Annotated in this window: 16 protein-coding genes and 1 other annotated feature (1 of these 17 running past the window's edge); of the genes, 15 read left to right on the top strand and 1 reads right to left on the bottom strand. The window is 27.3% G+C overall.

The features are described from left to right. Positions 1–163 precede the first annotated feature (163 nt). From glsA to IC175_RS07865, 4 genes are all read left to right on the top strand, one after another. Positions 164–1,093: a glutaminase A gene (glsA, locus tag IC175_RS07850; protein ID WP_227483645.1), complete on the top strand. Its 930-nt coding sequence runs from the start codon at positions 164–166 to the stop codon at positions 1,091–1,093. A 97-nt stretch (positions 1,094–1,190) separates the two neighbouring features. Further along, positions 1,191–1,754 (top strand): ArsR/SmtB family transcription factor, encoded by a 564-nt coding sequence (locus IC175_RS07855; protein WP_227433610.1) that lies wholly within the window; start codon positions 1,191–1,193, stop codon positions 1,752–1,754. A gap of 297 nt (positions 1,755–2,051) precedes the next feature. Then, a complete protein-coding gene (locus tag IC175_RS07860; RefSeq protein ID WP_227433609.1) occupies positions 2,052–2,888 on the top strand; it encodes a deoxyribonuclease IV in 837 nt (278 codons plus the stop codon). 300 nt (positions 2,889–3,188) lie between these two features. After that, entirely contained in the window at positions 3,189–4,184 is a 996-nt protein-coding gene (locus tag IC175_RS07865) for an aldo/keto reductase (protein WP_227824629.1), read from the top strand. 202 nt (positions 4,185–4,386) lie between these two features. Here the strand turns inward: IC175_RS07865 and IC175_RS07870 are convergent, their stop codons facing one another. Continuing rightward, positions 4,387–4,791 (bottom strand): RusA family crossover junction endodeoxyribonuclease, encoded by a 405-nt coding sequence (locus tag IC175_RS07870; RefSeq protein WP_227433607.1) that lies wholly within the window; start codon positions 4,789–4,791, stop codon positions 4,387–4,389. 579 nt (positions 4,792–5,370) lie between these two features. Between IC175_RS07870 and queG the strand changes: the two genes are divergently transcribed. The 11 genes from queG to IC175_RS07925 all read left to right on the top strand — a co-directional run bounded on the left by queG (position 5,371) and on the right by IC175_RS07925 (position 16,895). Continuing rightward, entirely contained in the window at positions 5,371–6,285 is a 915-nt protein-coding gene (gene queG, locus IC175_RS07875; protein WP_227483643.1) for a tRNA epoxyqueuosine(34) reductase QueG, read from the top strand. 105 nt (positions 6,286–6,390) lie between these two features. After that, positions 6,391–8,628: an ATP-binding protein gene (locus tag IC175_RS07880; RefSeq protein WP_227851397.1), complete on the top strand. Its 2,238-nt coding sequence runs from the start codon at positions 6,391–6,393 to the stop codon at positions 8,626–8,628. Between the two features lie 188 nt (positions 8,629–8,816). Next, a complete protein-coding gene (gene nth / locus IC175_RS07885; protein ID WP_255615830.1) occupies positions 8,817–9,737 on the top strand; it encodes an endonuclease III in 921 nt (306 codons plus the stop codon). 193 nt (positions 9,738–9,930) lie between these two features. Beyond that, on the top strand, positions 9,931–10,401 hold the full coding sequence (gene trmL / locus IC175_RS07890; RefSeq protein ID WP_227433604.1) for a tRNA (uridine(34)/cytosine(34)/5-carboxymethylaminomethyluridine(34)-2'-O)-methyltransferase TrmL: 471 nt from the start codon (positions 9,931–9,933) through the stop codon (positions 10,399–10,401). A gap of 35 nt (positions 10,402–10,436) precedes the next feature. Beyond that, the gene (locus tag IC175_RS07895; RefSeq protein WP_227433603.1) at positions 10,437–11,285 is read left to right on the top strand and encodes a DegV family protein; all 849 of its coding nucleotides are present in this window, start codon (positions 10,437–10,439) and stop codon (positions 11,283–11,285) included. A 289-nt stretch (positions 11,286–11,574) separates the two neighbouring features. Next, positions 11,575–12,579, top strand: a complete 1,005-nt coding sequence (locus IC175_RS07900; RefSeq protein ID WP_227433602.1) for a BMP family ABC transporter substrate-binding protein — start codon at positions 11,575–11,577, stop codon at positions 12,577–12,579. Between the two features lie 40 nt (positions 12,580–12,619). Then, positions 12,620–13,729, top strand: coding sequence for a BMP family ABC transporter substrate-binding protein (locus IC175_RS07905; RefSeq protein WP_227851398.1), 1,110 nt, complete (start codon positions 12,620–12,622; stop codon positions 13,727–13,729). A 67-nt stretch (positions 13,730–13,796) separates the two neighbouring features. Next, positions 13,797–14,300, top strand: coding sequence for a hypothetical protein (locus IC175_RS07910; RefSeq protein ID WP_227851399.1), 504 nt, complete (start codon positions 13,797–13,799; stop codon positions 14,298–14,300). A gap of 161 nt (positions 14,301–14,461) precedes the next feature. After that, complete coding sequence (locus IC175_RS07915) at positions 14,462–15,223, top strand: DUF6873 family GME fold protein (RefSeq protein WP_227433599.1); 762 nt, start codon at positions 14,462–14,464, stop codon at positions 15,221–15,223. A gap of 2 nt (positions 15,224–15,225) precedes the next feature. Beyond that, complete coding sequence (locus tag IC175_RS07920) at positions 15,226–16,044, top strand: putative sporulation protein YtxC (RefSeq protein ID WP_227433598.1); 819 nt, start codon at positions 15,226–15,228, stop codon at positions 16,042–16,044. A 248-nt stretch (positions 16,045–16,292) separates the two neighbouring features. Further along, positions 16,293–16,895 carry a DUF445 domain-containing protein gene (locus IC175_RS07925; RefSeq protein ID WP_227433597.1) on the top strand — a complete coding sequence of 201 codons (603 nt, stop codon included), beginning with the start codon at positions 16,293–16,295 and terminating at the stop codon, positions 16,893–16,895. A gap of 207 nt (positions 16,896–17,102) precedes the next feature. Next, positions 17,103–17,141, top strand: a binding site (T-box leader) (it continues 199 nt past the right edge of the window).

The raw sequence follows: 17,141 nt of genomic DNA on the forward strand, positions 1-17,141 counted from the left end.
TAATACTCCTTTTATAATATTATGATATTTTTTATAATATGTTTGAAAAATAAAGTTAAGTCTGCAAAAAATAGTTTTAAAGTATAATTTCTTTTAACACTGTTTTATTATAGTATAAACTTGTGCTAAAATAGAGTATATAACATAAGATGATGAGGTGCATATGAATACGTTAGATGAGACATTATTAAAAGAAATTATAAGTTCTAATAAAAAATATACAAATTATGGACAAGTTGCTAGTTACATACCAGAATTAAAAAATGCTCGTAGAAATGATTTAGGAATTTGTATTATAGATAGTGAAAATAACATTTATAGTGCTGGAAATTGTAGCACAAAATTTACAATACAAAGTATTTCAAAACCAATTGTGCTTGCCATGGCACTTATGGACAATGACTGGGAAGACGTTTTTTCAAATGTTGGAATGGAGCCAAGTGGAGACCCATTTAATTCTATAATGAAACTTGAGATTAATGATACTAAAAAGCCTTGTAATCCAATGATAAATGCAGGAGCAATAGTTACCACTTCTCTTATAAATGGGAGCTGTTTGGAAGAAAAAGAAGAAAGAATGCTTAGCTTTTTTAGAAAGTTGGCAAGAAATGATAACATAGGAATAAATTATGATGTCTATAAGTCTGAAAAAATGACTGGAGATAGAAATAGAGCTATGGCTTATCTGTTAAAAAGTGATGGATTTATCAGAGGTAATGTAGAAGATGTTTTAGACCTTTATTTTAAACAATGCTCAATTGAGGTAGATTCTATAGATTTAGCGAGAATTGGTATAAATCTTGCTAATTATGGAGTAGACATAGAAAATGGAGAGCATTTAATGAGTGAAATGGTATCTAGAATTGTCAAGACATTTATGATGACTTGTGGAATGTATGATGCTTCTGGGGAATTTGCTATTAAAGTTGGAATTCCTGCAAAATCTGGAGTTGGGGGTGGTATAATGGCTTCTGTGCCAGGACGTATGGGTATTGGTGTTTATGGACCTGCACTTGACAAAAAAGGTAACAGCGTCGCAGGAGTTAAAGTTTTAGAGGAGTTGTCAAATAAACTCAGATTAAATATTTTTTAAAATTTTAAGAAAGGATTTTTTTGACAACAACATATAATTTAATATATAATTAAATTGTAAAGAAATATGAATTAAATAAATTTTTTAGGAGGGGTCAATGAAAGAGGTATTGGTATTACGAGATTTGGAGTGCATAAAGGCTATTGCACATCCACGTAGAATAGATATTCTAAAAGCATTTGACAAATCGCCATTGTCAGCAAAACAATTATCTCAATTATTGGAAGAACCTCATGCAAAAATAAACTACCACATAAAAATGTTATACAAAGTTGGTATTTTAGAATTAGTTGAGGAAAAAATAAAGTCGGGGATTGTGGAAAAATATTATTATCCAAGTGCAAAAAATGTGGTTATAGGGAATAGGATACTTAATTTTTCTTTAGACAATGGGGAAGAAAAAGAAGAATTGTACATATCAAGATTTGAAAATATGAGTGAAGTTTTTTATAAAGCAGCAGAGGAAGATGTTTTAGAAAATGAAAATATAGTTGATTATCATGATATTTCTCTTACTCATGATGAATTAGTTGAACTTAATGATACTATGAAATCAAAGATAGATGAAATTTTAAATAAAAGACAAGACAGCGTTGAAGGTTCTAAGTATGATATAGCTATGGTTGTAGTTCCTACAGTTGAAGAAGAATGTCCTAATTAGAATCATTAATTATGTATTAGTTATAAAACATAAGATTAGAGATTGAACATCAGAATTTACTTAATAATCAAAAAATACTTTTGAGCATGAGTAAAATAATGATTTTTAATCTCTATTTTTTTGTTATTTGAATGACTAAATATACTCTTTGAAATTTATCAAAATGGGTATAATTAAACTATAAATATTAAAATTTAGAATTAATATATACGAAATTAATTATAGTTATACTAAAATTAAGACTTAAGTATCAAAAATTTATAAATTAAAATTATGTACAACCAAAAGGAGATTAATATGATTAAATTAGGAACACATATTTCAATAGCAAAAGGATTTGCAAAGGCAGCCGAAACAGCTGTATATATTGATGCAAATACATTTCAATTTTTTAGTAGAAACCCAAGAGGAGGAAATGCTAAAGAATTTGATGAGAAAGATATAGCTAAATTTCAAGAAATTAGAAAAGCAAACAATTTTGCACCATTACTTGCACATGCTCCATATACTATGAATCTAGGTGGAGTGAAGGATGATGTTTATGAATTCGCAACAAGAGTAATAGATGAAGATATAAGAAGAATGGATTCACTAGGTATAGAATACATGTGTTTTCACCCTGGAAGTCATGTAGGTGGTGGAGTAGACTTTGGTATAGATAGGATAGTAAAAGGGCTAAACAATGCTATTAAAGGAGATGAAAATATAACTATACTCCTTGAAACAATGTCAGGAAAAGGGACTGAAATAGGATTTAGTTTTGAGCAGTTAAAGAGCATAATAGACAATGTCGAACATAAAGAAAGAATAGGTGTGTGTCTTGATACATGTCATATTTTTTCAGCTGGTTATGATATAGTTAATGACTTGGATGGAGTTTTAGGGGAATTTGACAAGATTATAGGTATAGATAGATTAAAAACTATACATTTAAATGATAGTATGATGCCATTTGGGGATAAAAAAGATAGACATGCTCCTATAGGTGAAGGTAAGATAGGGCTAAAAGCTTTAACTGATTTTATGGAACATCCAAGCATTAAAGATTTGCCATTCTTCTTAGAAACACCTTTTGATGAAGAAGGTCATAAGAGAGAGATTAAGATGATTAAAGAAATTTTATCTAGTAAATAGTATTTTGATATGATGTAAATAATATTTTGATGCTATTTAAGTAGCATTTTGATTATATTTGGATTAAATTTAGATTATATGCTAGTGAAATATAGATTGGTATATTATGAAGCATATTAAATAAAATTTTGATGTAATATAAAAGAGTATATTATAAACTATATAAATAAACTTGATAAAATGTGTATATATTTTAAATAGTATATAAATAGATTGCAAAAATTCTCATAATTTGTTGTATAATTAAAAGTAACATGTTAATAATGTTTAAAATTAATTAAAAGTTAGGTGGGGAAAGCTATGAGAAATTTAGGCAAGACTAGTATGAAGATAAAAAGAGTCGGTTTTGGGGGAATTCCAATACAAAGAATTACACAAGAGGATACTAATTTAGTTATAAATGAGCTAGAAAAACAAGGAATAAACTTTATTGATAGCGCAAGGGGATACACAATAAGTGAAGAAGCTATTGGAATTGCTATAGAAGGAAAAAGAGATAAATTTTTCCTAGCTACTAAAAGTATGTCTAGGGATTATGATTCAATGAAGAGAGATGTGGAAATAAGTTTAAATAACTTTAAAACTGATTTTATAGATTTATATCAATTTCACAATGTTAAAGAAGAAGAGTATGACAATATTTTTAAAGATAAAATGGCTTATAGTGCCCTTTTAGAAGCAAAAGAACAAGGGAAGATAAAACATATTGGTATAACTAGCCATAACTTAAACACTATAGAAAGAGCTTTAGAAAGTGGCAAATTTGATACTATACAATTTCCTTACAATATAGTTGAAGGACAAGCAGATGAGGTATTTAAAAAAGCTCATGAAAAAGGAATTGGTATAATAGTAATGAAACCTTTAGCTGGTGGAGCTTTAGATAATGCTACATTGGCTATTAAGTATATATTGTCTAAGGATTATATAGATGTGGTTATACCAGGAATGGATAGTGTTGAACAAGTTAGACAAAATGTCGCTGTGCTTGAAAATCTTGTATTAGATGAGGATGATGAGAAAAAAATTGAAGAAATAAGAAATTCTCTAGGTAAAAAATTCTGTAGAAGATGTGAATATTGTATGCCTTGTGCTGTTGGAATAAATATACCTTTAAGCTTCTTATGCGAAGGATATTACACTAGATATGGATTAGAGGAGTGGGCTAAGGAAAAATATGAGGTTATGGATGTTAAACCTACTGAATGTATTGACTGTGGTCTTTGTGAAAGTCGATGTCCATATGAACTTCCTATAAGAGAAATGTTGAAGACTGTTGTTGAAAAGCTAGGATAGATTTTACTTATTGAAATCGGTGTAATAAATTTACGCCGATTTCTTTTTTTATGTAAGTATAATTATTATGATAAGATTGTGTTTATGAAAGTATTAAGTGTTATGTCTGTGCAATTATTAAGTGTTATGTTTATGCAAGTATTAATTATTATATAAATATTGTTTTTGCATCAATATAGATTTATATAGCATATACAGATTTTTATTTTTCAAAAATATTATAAGATATATCGTATTTAGATATTGGATAAAGTTCAATTTCAACTCTAGGATTGTCCTTATCTATAAAATCAAATAAAAGTACTGGCTTAAGCTGCTTATCATTTTTTATTATTCCACTTTTTTCAATACCATCACAAATGCTCTTTGGATAGTTATGTAAATCGCCCATTCTCTTGTTAGGGAAGAATAATTTTAACACTGTTATTAAATTTTCTTCAACAGTTTCTCCTTGATACTGTTGATTTATAAAACCTGCAATCATGTTCTCATATGCTAAATACTTAGAATATTTTCCCTTTGAAGGCATCCATGCTTGACCATTTATATTATGAAGTTTAAAATTAGATTTACTAATGGGTCTACCTGGTATTGTTATTTTAATCAATTTATTCACCATCCTTATACAGTATTTATTATAATCTGTGGATGATTTAAAAGCAAATTCTTATTTGTTGTACCTTTCTGAATAACAAAGTCTAATTGGATAAGATATGATTTTAATAGTGTAATATATATTAGATTGTTGTAGATATGAAAGTTATATTATAGAAGAAATACAAGGTAGCGATAGAGGGAAGAGATATGAACGTTAAATTATAATAATGTTGTAGAACAACAAAAATATAGATAGTGAAAAATAAGTAGTGTTATAAGAGTAAAATAGCTAAAGATATAATATGGATGAAAGCTAAACTATACAAATATTGTAGAATAACAAAATATAGATAGTGAAGAATAAGTAGTGTTATAAGAGTAAAATAGTTAAAAATTAAAAATAGATAGATGTTAAATTATACTAAGATAACAGCATATAAAAGTCAAATTATATAGTAAATAAATTATATAGACATGTAAATTTTAAAAATTAGATTATTTAGACTATATAAATGTTGTTATGTCTAAACAAAGAAACATATGTAGCATAATTGTGATTTTAGAATTTAAGTTGAAAAGGAATAATTTTATGGATAATAACAGATTAAAAGAATTTTGTAACCTCATAGGATTAAAGTGTGTAGGAATAGCTGGAGTAGACAAGTATGAAAATCTGAGAGAGATACTTGAAAATAGACAGAAAAAAGACTATTTAACAGGTATGGAAGAACCCATAATTGAAAATAGAATTAATCCTAGAAATATAATGGAAGATGCTAATTCTATAATAGTGTGTGCTTTTCCATACCATATAAATAGACAAGAAAAGAATAAAAATTCAAATTTATCAAAATATTGTCATGGAAAGGACTATCATATTGTAGTAAAAGATTTTTTACAACAAATTTGTGATTATATTTCCAAAAATGTAGAAGGTTTTAAATATAAGATATTTGCTGATAATGGACCATTAGTTGACAGATATTTAGCTTATTTATCAGGTATTGGATATTTTGGAATAAATAATAATATTATAACTGATGAATATGGTTCTTATATATTTATTGGATATATAGTAAATAATTATAAGTTTGAAGAAGATAAACCACTAGAAAAAAGCTGTTTTAAATGTGGAAAGTGTGTAAAATATTGTCCGGGAAATGCTATATTGGGAAATTATGATATGAATCCTAAAAAATGCTTATCATATATAACTCAAAAAAAGGGAGATTTGTCAGAGGAAGAAAAGTATGTTTTAAAGAAAAGTAAAAAGATATTTGGGTGCGATATTTGTCAAGAAGTATGTCCTCATAATATTGAAATACCAACAACTCACATCTTGGAATTTAAGGAAGATATAATAGACTATTTGGATTATGATGAGATACAAAATATATCAAATAAAGAATTTAAGAGGAGATATGGAGATAGAGCCTTTAGCTGGAGGGGTAAAAATATAATAAAGAGAAATATGGAAATAATTTTAGATAAGTATGATGACTAATAATAAGAGTCTATTTCATATACTTTAATGTGTATTTACTTTAACACTTATGGTGTAAAAGTCATATTATATCATTAAAGTTAAATATGAGGAGGTGGGGGAATATTGAAATATAATAATACATCTGAAATAAGTCCACTAGATAGTATATTGGGTCAAGAAAGAGCAGTAGAAGCTATGGAGTTAGGTTTAAAGATAAATAATCCAGCCTACAACATATACCTAGCTGGGGAATCTGGAACAGGTAAAAGTACTTATGCCTTAAAGGTTTTAAATGAATATGCATCTAAAAAAAGTACACATAAAGATTGGTGCTATATATATAATTTTGAAAACCCTAGAGAACCTATGATAGTTGAATTAGAAAAAGGGTTTGGAAGAGAACTTAAGAAAGATATGGAAAAGTTAGTAGAAAGTCTTTTAGAAGATTTTAAAAATGCATTTGAAAGTGAAGATTTTGAAATAGAGAAAAATAAACTTTTGGATGAATATGAAATAGAAAAAGATATGTTACTAAAGCAGATTAAAAAATATGGAGAAGAAAAAGGATTTAAACTAAAACAAAGTAAAATGGGAATAGTTTTCATACCTTTGAAGGAAGATGAAGAAGAAAGTGATATATCAGATGAAGAGTTTTATAAGGCTAAAAGAGAACTCGAAAACATGGCAATACAAGTTGTATATAAAATTAGAAACTTGGAAGAAAAAGCTGAAAAGGCTGTGTTAGAGCTTGAAGAAGAGATAGCTAAGCTTGTAGTAGAACCTCATATTAAAACGTTGTGCGAAAAATATGAATGTTATGAAAAAATTCAACTTTACTTAGAAAATATAAAAAAAGATATCATAGAATACATGTATTTATTTTACTTAGATGAAGAAGAATTGAAAGATAAGTATGATAAAGAACACTTTATAAAGTATAAAATTAATTTATTTGTAGATAATGGAGGTTCGAAAAAGAAGGAATCAGCACCTGTCATAGTAGAGATAAATCCAAGCCCATCAAACCTATTTGGAAAGGCAGAATATGATTATGCAAACGGAAATATAAAGACTGATTTTACAAAATTATTATCAGGAGCATTTCATAGAGCTAATGGCGGATATTTGGTGCTTTATGCAGACCAGTTATTAAAGTATACTATGTCTTGGGAAATTCTTAAAAAGACATTGCAAACAAAAAAAGTAATTTTGGAAACACAGACAGCAATTAAACCAGAAAATATGCCATTAGATGTCAAAGTGATATTGATAGGAAGTCATTATATATATGATATTTTATATAGGTATGAAGAAGATTTTGGAAAATATTTTAAAATATTTGTAGATTTTGATAGCGAAATGGATAAGAATAAAAATAATGAAGATGGAATAGCTAGATTTATAGCATATCAATGCAATAAAAATGGCTTAAAACATTTTACAAAAGATGCAGTTGACGAAGTTGTTAAGTTTAGCACTAAATTGTCTGGTGATTTAGAGAAGCTATCAACTAAGTTTAATAAAATAATGGAAGTTATAATAGAAGGAAGTGCATATGCAGAATTTAGAAGTTCCAATTATACAGAGCGAGATGATATTAAAAAAGCAATAAGTGAAAAGAAAAAGCGTATTAATAGAGTAGAGACACACATGGATAAATCAATTGAAAATGGTTTTACTCTAATAGAAACAGAAGGGAAAAAAGTTGGAGTAATAAATGGGCTATCAGTTTTAAGTACAGGAGAATATTCTTTTGGTAGGGCTTCAAGGATTACAGCAACTACTAGTCCAGGAAGCAATGGTATAGTAAATATAGAAAGAGAAGTAAATATGAGTGGCTCAATACATAATAAAGGAGTGCTTATATTAGGGGGATATCTTTCTGAAAACTTTGCACAGGATTTATTGATGTCATTAAATGCATATATTTGTTTTGAGCAAAATTATGGAGGTATAGATGGGGATAGTGCATCTTCTGCGGAGTTATATGTATTGTTATCATCTCTTAGTGGTGTAGCAATTAAGCAAAATATTGCAGTTACAGGCTCTATAAATCAAAAGGGAGATATACAAGTAGTTGGTGGAATAAGTGAAAAAGTAGAAGGATTTTATTCTATATGTAAAACTAAAGGCTTAAACAATGAACAGGGTGTAATAATTCCTAAAAAAAATCAGAGAAATCTTGTTTTATCAGATGAAGTTAATGATGCCATAAAAGATGGAAAATTTAAAATATATACAGTTGAAAGAGTAGAAGAAGCTATAGAGATATTGACAGATGTCAAATTTGAAGAAATAAAAAAATTGGTCAAAGAAAAACTACTATCTTTTAGTAAGATACAAATTGAGGCAAAAGAATAAGTTTATAATAGAATTTAATGGGTATTTATATGTATAATAAAAAGCAGGAACTTTAATAAGTTTTTGCTTTTTTTGTGAAATATCTGTAGAGTAAGTTTTGTTTTGTATGTTGATGTTTATTTTTTGTTGATATGATTAAACTATATATAAATAATGTTTTATAAATTGGTATTTTAAGGGGGATAATTATGAAAAGTGTAAATAAGAAAGATATAAGTAAGAATGATGTAACTAAGAATGATGTAAATAAAATTGAAACTCAAAAAGAAGTAGATGAAATAATTGATGAAAAAGATATAGAAAATTTTGTAGATATTAAGGATAATAAAAAAAGTGTCAAAGTTAGCAAAAAAGATGCTCAAAAAAGTGAAAAAGATAGTAAATTAAAAGATAATAAATCTAGTAAAAATATACAAAAAGTGAGTAATAAGAAAGCTAAAAGTAAATCTGTGGATAAGAAAGAATCTAAAAACGAAAAAGATGTAAATAAAATTTTAGATGAATTAGAAAAATTGTATCCAGATGCTACATGTGAACTAAATTATGGGACAGCCTTTGAACTTTTAATAGCAACTATATTATCCGCTCAATGTACTGACGTAAGAGTAAATAAAGTTACAGCAGAATTGTTTAAGAAGTACAATACAGCAAGAGATTTTGCAGATTTAAGTATTGAAGAAATTAGTAAAGAGATAAAAAGTTGTGGTCTTTATAAAAGTAAGGCTCAAAAAATAAAAGCTACATCTGAACAGTTGTGTGAATTATATAATGGTGAGGTACCAGATACTTTAGAAAAGCTTGTAAAACTTCCTGGTGTTGGGAGAAAGACAGCAGGCGTTGTTCTTAGTAATGCCTTTAATCATCCAGCAATAGCAGTAGATACACATGTATTTAGAGTCAGTAATAGAATTGGAATAGTAGATGAGCCAAACCCTCAAAAAACAGAATTTGCACTTATGGAAGCCATACCAAAAGAAAGATGGTCACACTCACATCATGTATTAATTTTTCATGGAAGAAGAATGTGTAAAGCTAGAAATCCAGAGTGTGAAAACTGTCCAATAAAAGATGATTGTAATTATTATCAAGAACTTAAAGAAATGAAATAACTTTTCTAAAGTAAGTTGTACAAGAGTGATTTTCTGATATAATAATACTTATGAAAATGTTAGATAGAAAACTATTATATATAATAAAATAAAAATTATTATTAACATTATTATATATGATAGTATAATATTATTGTTATTCTGTTTATAAAATAAAGTTTAGTAAACAAGAACGATATTTAGGAGGATAAAAATGTCATTAAATATAGTATTAGTAGAACCAGAAATACCTCAAAATACAGGAAATATAATAAGAACTTGTGCAGCAACAGGTTCAACTTTGCATTTAGTAAAACCATTAGGTTTTTCATTGGATGATAAGCACTTAAAAAGATGTGGTCTTGACTATTGGGATATAGCTGATATACAATATTACGATAGCTTTGAAGAATTACAAGAAAAATATCCAAACAGTAGATACTTTTTTTCTACAACAAAGGCTAAACAATCGCATTCAGATGTAAAATATGAAGAAAATTGTTTTATAGTATTTGGGAAAGAAACAAAGGGATTACCAGAGTCTTTGTTGAAAGCAAATATGGATACTTGTATTAGAGTACCTATGTTAGATGTTGAAAAAGCTAGGTCATTAAATTTATCAAATTCAGTAGCTATAGTAGTATATGAGGCTTTAAGACAAATAGGATACCCTAATATGAGGTAGTTTAAATAATCCTAAATTAGAAAGGAGCATACTTAATGAAAAATCTAAAGATAATCTGTGACAGTTTATCGGACGTGCCAAAAGATTTGTTAGATAAATATGATATAGATATTGTTTCATTAACAGTTATATTAGAAGAAAAAGAATACAAGGATAGGATTGATATATCTGGAGATGAATTTTATAAAAAACTTAGAGAAGAAAATGCATATCCAAAAACTTCTCAAGCTACTTATGCCCAATTTAAGGAAGTTTTTGAAAAATACACGAGTGAAGGTAGAGCAATACTTTATATAGCTGGTTCGGCTACAGCTACAGGAACATATCAAAGTGCTGTAATGGCGAAGAATGATGTAGAAGGTGAAATATATACATATGATTCTAACTTACTTTGTATGGGAACTGGTCTGCTTGTAATAAAAGCAGGAGAGCTTGCAAGTGAAGGAAAATCTATTAATGAAATATTACCTGTTTTAGATGAATTAAAAGAAAAAGCTTTTGTTATATTTTCAGTGGATACATTGGAGTACTTACAAAAGGGAGGAAGAATATCATCTACTAAGGCGGCAATAGGAAGTATATTAAATATAAAACCTATTCTTGAAATAAAAGGAGGGTTAGTCTCACAATTATCTCAAGTAAGAGGTAAGAAGAATGTAATTTCTAAGATGATGGACTTGATAAAATCGAATTGTGGGGATGATTTATCAGACCAAGTTATATATATAGGATATAGTGATGACATTAAGGAAAAAGAACAATTGTCTAAAGTTATAGAGGATGAATTGAGACCTAAGGAAATTAAATTTTTCCAAATTGGTGTGTGTATAGGTGCACATGCTGGTCCTGGTGTAACTGGAATTATATGTCTAAAAAATAAATAACAATTTTTTATATTGGGATTATTTATTTTTTTATTAATTTATGATAAGATATGTTAAACATTGATACACTAGATATGATTTGTTTTAGATAGAATTAAGTGTTGATATATTAAGTTGAGTTTTTAGGGAAGTGTGTAAATAGATAGAAATCTATTACACACTTTTTTATGGTAAGTTTATTGAAAAAATTAAATAAATACTTGCAAATGAGGTATAACAAATCAGTAATATAGTATGTAAAAGTAAATAGGATATAAAAATGTCACAAAAATATAAGGAGTGGATTTTGATGCGTTTAAAAAAATTGTTGGTATTAATGTTAACTGTAGCAATGACTGCTGGAATGTTAGTTGGATGTAGCAGTAATTCAAGTAATAATTCTAGTTCTAATCAAGATAATAAAAATAAGCTAAGTAACAAAGAAAATTCAAAAAAATCTGTATCTATGATATTAGATATTGAAGGGTCAAATAATGGAGTCATGAATAATTCAGCTTTGTTAGCGTTAGATACTGCACAAAAAAATCTTAACATAGATACAAATAAAGTGGAATCAGAGGATTCATCAACTTTTTCTAATAGCATAGATATTTTATGTAATGATAATACTGACTTGATTATAGCTGTTGGTTCTAGATTTGCAAAGCCTCTAGAAAAGATAGCCAAGAAATACCCAAAGCAACAGTTTGCCATTGTAGATTATGAGTATGACAAACAACCATCTAATATAACTTCAATTTCTTTTGAGGATAATAAGACTGGATATTTGGCTGGATTAGTTGCTGGAAAGATGACAGAAACAGATAAGGTTGGTTTTATAGGTGGAGTAGAGGGTTCTAGTAGAAATAAATTTGAATCTGGCTTTAAAGAAGGTGTTAAATTTTCTAATAGCAATATAAAAGATATTTCAGTTGAGTATGTAGATATTTTTAAAGATAGTAAATCTGCTGAATCTGTTGCTAAAAAAATGATGGATAGTGGAGTAGATATTATTTTTTCTAATACTGAAGATGATTCAAAGAGTGTAATAAATATGGTTAGAGCAAAGAATAAAAAAGTGATAGCAATTAATAAAGATCAGCATGAGTTGGCTCCAGAAAATGTTATAAGTTCTATTGTAAAGGACTTTGAAAAACCTACTTATGACTTAATACAAAGCTTTGTAAAAGGAGATTATAAGGGTGGTAAAGTTATAGAAAATACAATGAAGTCTGGAAGTACTGGACTTGCTCAAAATAGTTCTCAAAATATTCCTCCTGATGTGTTAGAATATGTAAATAAGAACAATAAATAATTTATAGAGACTTCATGTTCTATGTCAGGGAGTGAGTTTTGTGAAAATAAAAAGGATATTGATGTTTTGTTTTGTCATGCTCTTTACAGTTTTTATACTATTTATCTGTAATTTTGATTTTGGATTTAATAGAGTAAATAATAATTCTAATATAAATAATAATAAGTCTAAACAAAGTGAATCTAAGAATGTGTCAACTTTGTCTGATAAAGATAAGTCAAATAGTGAAAGTAGCAATGATGAGGATGAATTGGAAGATGATTCTTATGTAAGAAAAACTGTTGGAGTATTGTTAGATACTGAAAATTTAGGTAATGAATCGTATAATAATAATGTACTGTCAGCTTTAAAAAGAGCTGATGAGGATTTTGATATTAGAGAGAAGATTGAAAGACCAAAGACTTTTAATGACTTTGCAAATAGCATAGAAAAATTATATAAATATGAACCAGACTTGATAATAGCAGTTGGAGCTAGATTTGCAGAACCGATTAAACAAGCTGCTACAAAATATCCAAAACAGCAATTTGCAATAGTTGATTATAATTATAAGGTTCAACCAGCTAATGTAATTTCTGTATCATTTCAAGATAATTCCACTGGATATTTGGCAGGTCTTATTGCAGGAAAAATGACTGACACTGGTAAAGTAGGATTTATAGGAGGGGTTGAAGGCTCTAGTAGAGACAAATATGAATCTGGATTTAGAAAAGGTCTTAAAACTTCAAATAAAAATGCTGATTTATTGGTAAAGTATGCAAATGTATTTGAAAATCCTGAGTCAGCTAGAACTATTGCAAAAGAAATGAGAGATTCTGATAGAGATGTTGTATTTTCAGCCACAGAGGATGATGGGAAAAGAGCTATTCAGGTAGCTAGAGAAAATGGTGGTAAAGTTATAGCTATTAATAAAGACCAATATGATATGGCTCCAGATAATGTAATAAGTTCGATTGTAAAGGATGTAGAACAGCCTGTTTATGAATTGATACAGAATGTTGTAAAGGATGGTTTTAAGGGAAGTAAAGTCATAGAGTTTAAGATAAAAGATGGAGAAATTGGACTTACTCCAAATAGCAATAGAAACATACCACCAGATGTTTTGGAATATGTAAAAAAAGAGTACAATAAGGTGAAAAGTACATACTAATTATTGCTGAAGATATGTATAGTATTTGTGTAGAATGTTATAATTATCTATAGAGGAGTTGATACATATGGAAGACAAAATTTTGCAATTTCTAGACAAAATGCAAAACAGTATTAACGACAGATTTGATAAATTAGAAAACAGATTAGATAAGGTGGATACAAGACTAGATAAAATGGATGCTAGATTTGATGAGGTAGACATAAGACTAGATAAAATGGATGCTAGATTTGATGAGGTAGACATAAGACTAGATAAAATGGATGCTAGATTTGATGAGGTAGACATAAGACTAGAGAAGATGGGTACTAGATTTGATGAAGTTGACATAAGACTAGATAAAGTAGATGCTAGATTTAATGGAATAGACTCTAGATTAGATAAGATAGAAAATAATCTAGTAGAAATTAAAAAAGATTTAAAAGACACAAAGGTAGAATTAGAATATACAGAAAGACATGTTGTAGCTGTTAAAGGAGACACACAAGAGATAAAAAGAGACTTAAATAAAATTGAAATAGTAACAGCAAGCAATTGGAACGATATAGCTAAATTAAAATCAATTAGATGATAGAGTAGAGTTTTTATAAAAATTTATCAAAAAATACATTAATTAATTTAGATTAATTACATAAAAGTCCAATAATAAGTGTGTAAGTAGAAAAAATCTACTGCACACTTTATTTATATTCAAATAAAAAATTTATCAAAAAAAATAAAAAGGAGTAAAAAATGGAATTTACAAGAGAGCCATTTATACTAGATGACGATTTGTGTCTAGCTTTGGTGGACAAAAGAATTAGTTATCTAATGGAAAATGAATTAAAATTAAGAAATATAGAAATAATAAAAACAATAGAATGTAAAGAATTATATGAAAGTATAAAATATCACCCAGATATATGTATTTGTAATTTAGGAAAAGGAGATATAATTGTTGCGCCGAATGTATATAATCAATACAAAGAGTTATTAAGTAAACATAAATTTAATATAATTAAGGGAGAAGCTAATTTATCAAATAAATATCCTTATGATATACCTTACAATATTGCTATAGTTGGTGATTATGCCATACACAATTTTAAGTACACTGACAGAGCGATATTAGATTATATTGAAAATAATAAACTTAAAAAGATAAATATAGAGCAGGGCTATTCTAAATGCTCAATCTGTATAGTAGATAGAACATCTATAATAACATCAGATAAAGGTATTTGGAAAAGCATGAAGAATACAGAAATAGAGTGTTTATTAATAGAAAAAGGTCATATAAATTTATTTGAGATGAATTATGGATTTATAGGTGGATGTACAGGGTTAATTTCTAAGGATAAACTAGCTTTTTGTGGAGATGTTAAAAAACATCCTGACTATGAACGTATAAAAAGTTTTATAGAAAGTAAAAACAAGGAGATAGTTACACTTAGTAGTGAAAATTTACTCGATATAGGTTCTATAGTTCCTCTCATGACGAGAAAGGAGCGATAACTTTGGTTGAGAAGGATAATATTTCTTCTATGAAATTTTTGAGGAATAATAATGTAAACGATAGATTAATATATACAAATGACATTGTAGAAGTCGTAATTGATTCTGCAAAGCAAGAAGTATTAAATAAGAAGATACTTAATGGTACTAAAACTGAACAAAGAGCTCTAAATATTGATGAAATATCTACAGAAATAACTAGTATGATAATAAGTATAATGAAAGAGAAACTTTTAAAAGAATACATTCTAAAATGCTATGGGCGTACATATCCTGAAGATAAAAATAATATATACATATATTCACTAAACATATTTGCTAAAAAAGAGATTTTTATGAGAGAAACAGTATTTACAAGGGTTAGGAACTATATAGAGGAAAATGATTTTATAAATGTCGAAGGTTTTATTAGATTTAGAATGAGAGAATTTATGAAATATATTTCTGCTATAGGTGATATTGCAGTTGAAGAGTATTTAATAAAAAGAGACCAAGATGAGTTTATAAGAGTTTTAAAATATTTTATAGATACTCAAGAAGAAAAGATAGATTTACTTAAAGTTCATATAATGGAAGATAATACATTTATTTTATACGATAAAAATGGAAATAAAATAGACAGTATAGATGATGAAGAAATTATAAATATGGTCATAAGAGAAAATTTAAATTATGAGGACTTTTTAATAAGTACCTTATTAACTTTATGCCCTAAGAAGATAGAAATATTAGATTTATTAAATAACAATTGCTCAAAGGAAATCATAGATACAGTAGAAGCAATTTTTGAAAATAAAGTTAGTATAATTATGGAAAATTAGAATTGAAAGATATAATTTAAGATTTGAAAAGATAGTTAAAAATAAAAATATACTCAAATTACAGATAAATCAGAGTTAAAAGATAGTAAAATACAACTAAAATAATAAAAATAAAAATTAGAAATCAAAAAATTCTTTTGAAATCGACACGAAAGACTTATAATTGTATATAAAGCTATAATATAACTAGAGTTATTAAAGATAAAATATAGCTAACAAATATACAATTGATAAGGAGAAGTTTTATAATGGATAATTTAATTAGGATACTAATATTAGCTGTTATTGGTGGATTTATAGGTTATGTCACAAATGTAGTTGCTATAAGACTGATATTTAGACCAATAGTACCTATTAAGATACCTATTTTAAATATAGAGATAGTAGGTCTTATACCAAAGAGAAGAGCAGAAATAGCAGCAAATGTAGGTGAAATAATTCAAAACGAATTTCTTTCAATGGACGAAATACTTGCAAATATCATTACTGACGAAGATAAGGAAGAAGTTGTAAGATACATAAAAGCAAGGGTGAAAATTATCATACATGAGAAAGTTTCATTTATACCAAGCAGTATAAAGAACATGATTCAGGACTATTTAGGAGATATAATTGAATCTGAAGTGAAACAGAGCATAGATGAATTGAGCAAAAATATAATAAATAAAGCAAATGAGCGTATAGATATACAAAAAATGGTCGAAGATAAGATTAATGAACTAGATTTATATGAACTAGAAGAAATAATCATAAGAATAGCTAAAAATGAATTAAAACATATAGAAATCTTAGGTCTTGTATTAGGTTTCTTAATAGGTATAGTTCAAGGATTAGTGACTATATTTATCTAGTTATATCTATCATGCATGTAGATATGCTTTAAAAATTTAAAATTAGTGAAAATATTATAATATTACTATAAATCAAAAGATTAAATTAATATAAAATATAAGAATATTAGTTTAAAATTGATTGAGATGAAAAATAATGGGTAATTAATATATTACATTAATGTTGATTGATGTATGACTATCTGTTATAATGAAAATATATCAAAAATTATAGTGTTGAAGAGGAAGAGTAGAGTGGAAACCATT

Origin of the sequence: Clostridioides sp. ES-S-0123-01 (assembly GCF_020658415.1) — a bacterium.
Classification (GTDB): Bacteria; Bacillota; Clostridia; order Peptostreptococcales; family Peptostreptococcaceae; genus Clostridioides.

Bases quoted from the DNA above. Each gene is read 5' to 3' on its own strand.
- trmL (WP_227433604.1), top strand. From the start codon at position 9,931: ATGTCATTAAATATAGTATTAGTAGAACCAGAAATACCTCAAAATACA.
- IC175_RS07860 (WP_227433609.1), top strand. From the start codon at position 2,052: ATGATTAAATTAGGAACACATATTTCAATAGCAAAAGGATTTGCAAAG.
- IC175_RS07855 (WP_227433610.1), top strand. From the start codon at position 1,191: ATGAAAGAGGTATTGGTATTACGAGATTTGGAGTGCATAAAGGCTATT.
- glsA (WP_227483645.1), top strand. From the start codon at position 164: ATGAATACGTTAGATGAGACATTATTAAAAGAAATTATAAGTTCTAAT.
- IC175_RS07925 (WP_227433597.1), top strand. From the start codon at position 16,293: ATGGATAATTTAATTAGGATACTAATATTAGCTGTTATTGGTGGATTT.
- IC175_RS07900 (WP_227433602.1), top strand. From the start codon at position 11,575: ATGCGTTTAAAAAAATTGTTGGTATTAATGTTAACTGTAGCAATGACT.
- IC175_RS07895 (WP_227433603.1), top strand. From the start codon at position 10,437: ATGAAAAATCTAAAGATAATCTGTGACAGTTTATCGGACGTGCCAAAA.
- queG (WP_227483643.1), top strand. From the start codon at position 5,371: ATGGATAATAACAGATTAAAAGAATTTTGTAACCTCATAGGATTAAAG.
- IC175_RS07910 (WP_227851399.1), top strand. From the start codon at position 13,797: ATGGAAGACAAAATTTTGCAATTTCTAGACAAAATGCAAAACAGTATT.
- IC175_RS07865 (WP_227824629.1), top strand. From the start codon at position 3,189: ATGAGAAATTTAGGCAAGACTAGTATGAAGATAAAAAGAGTCGGTTTT.
- nth (WP_255615830.1), top strand. From the start codon at position 8,817: ATGAAAAGTGTAAATAAGAAAGATATAAGTAAGAATGATGTAACTAAG.
- IC175_RS07915 (WP_227433599.1), top strand. From the start codon at position 14,462: ATGGAATTTACAAGAGAGCCATTTATACTAGATGACGATTTGTGTCTA.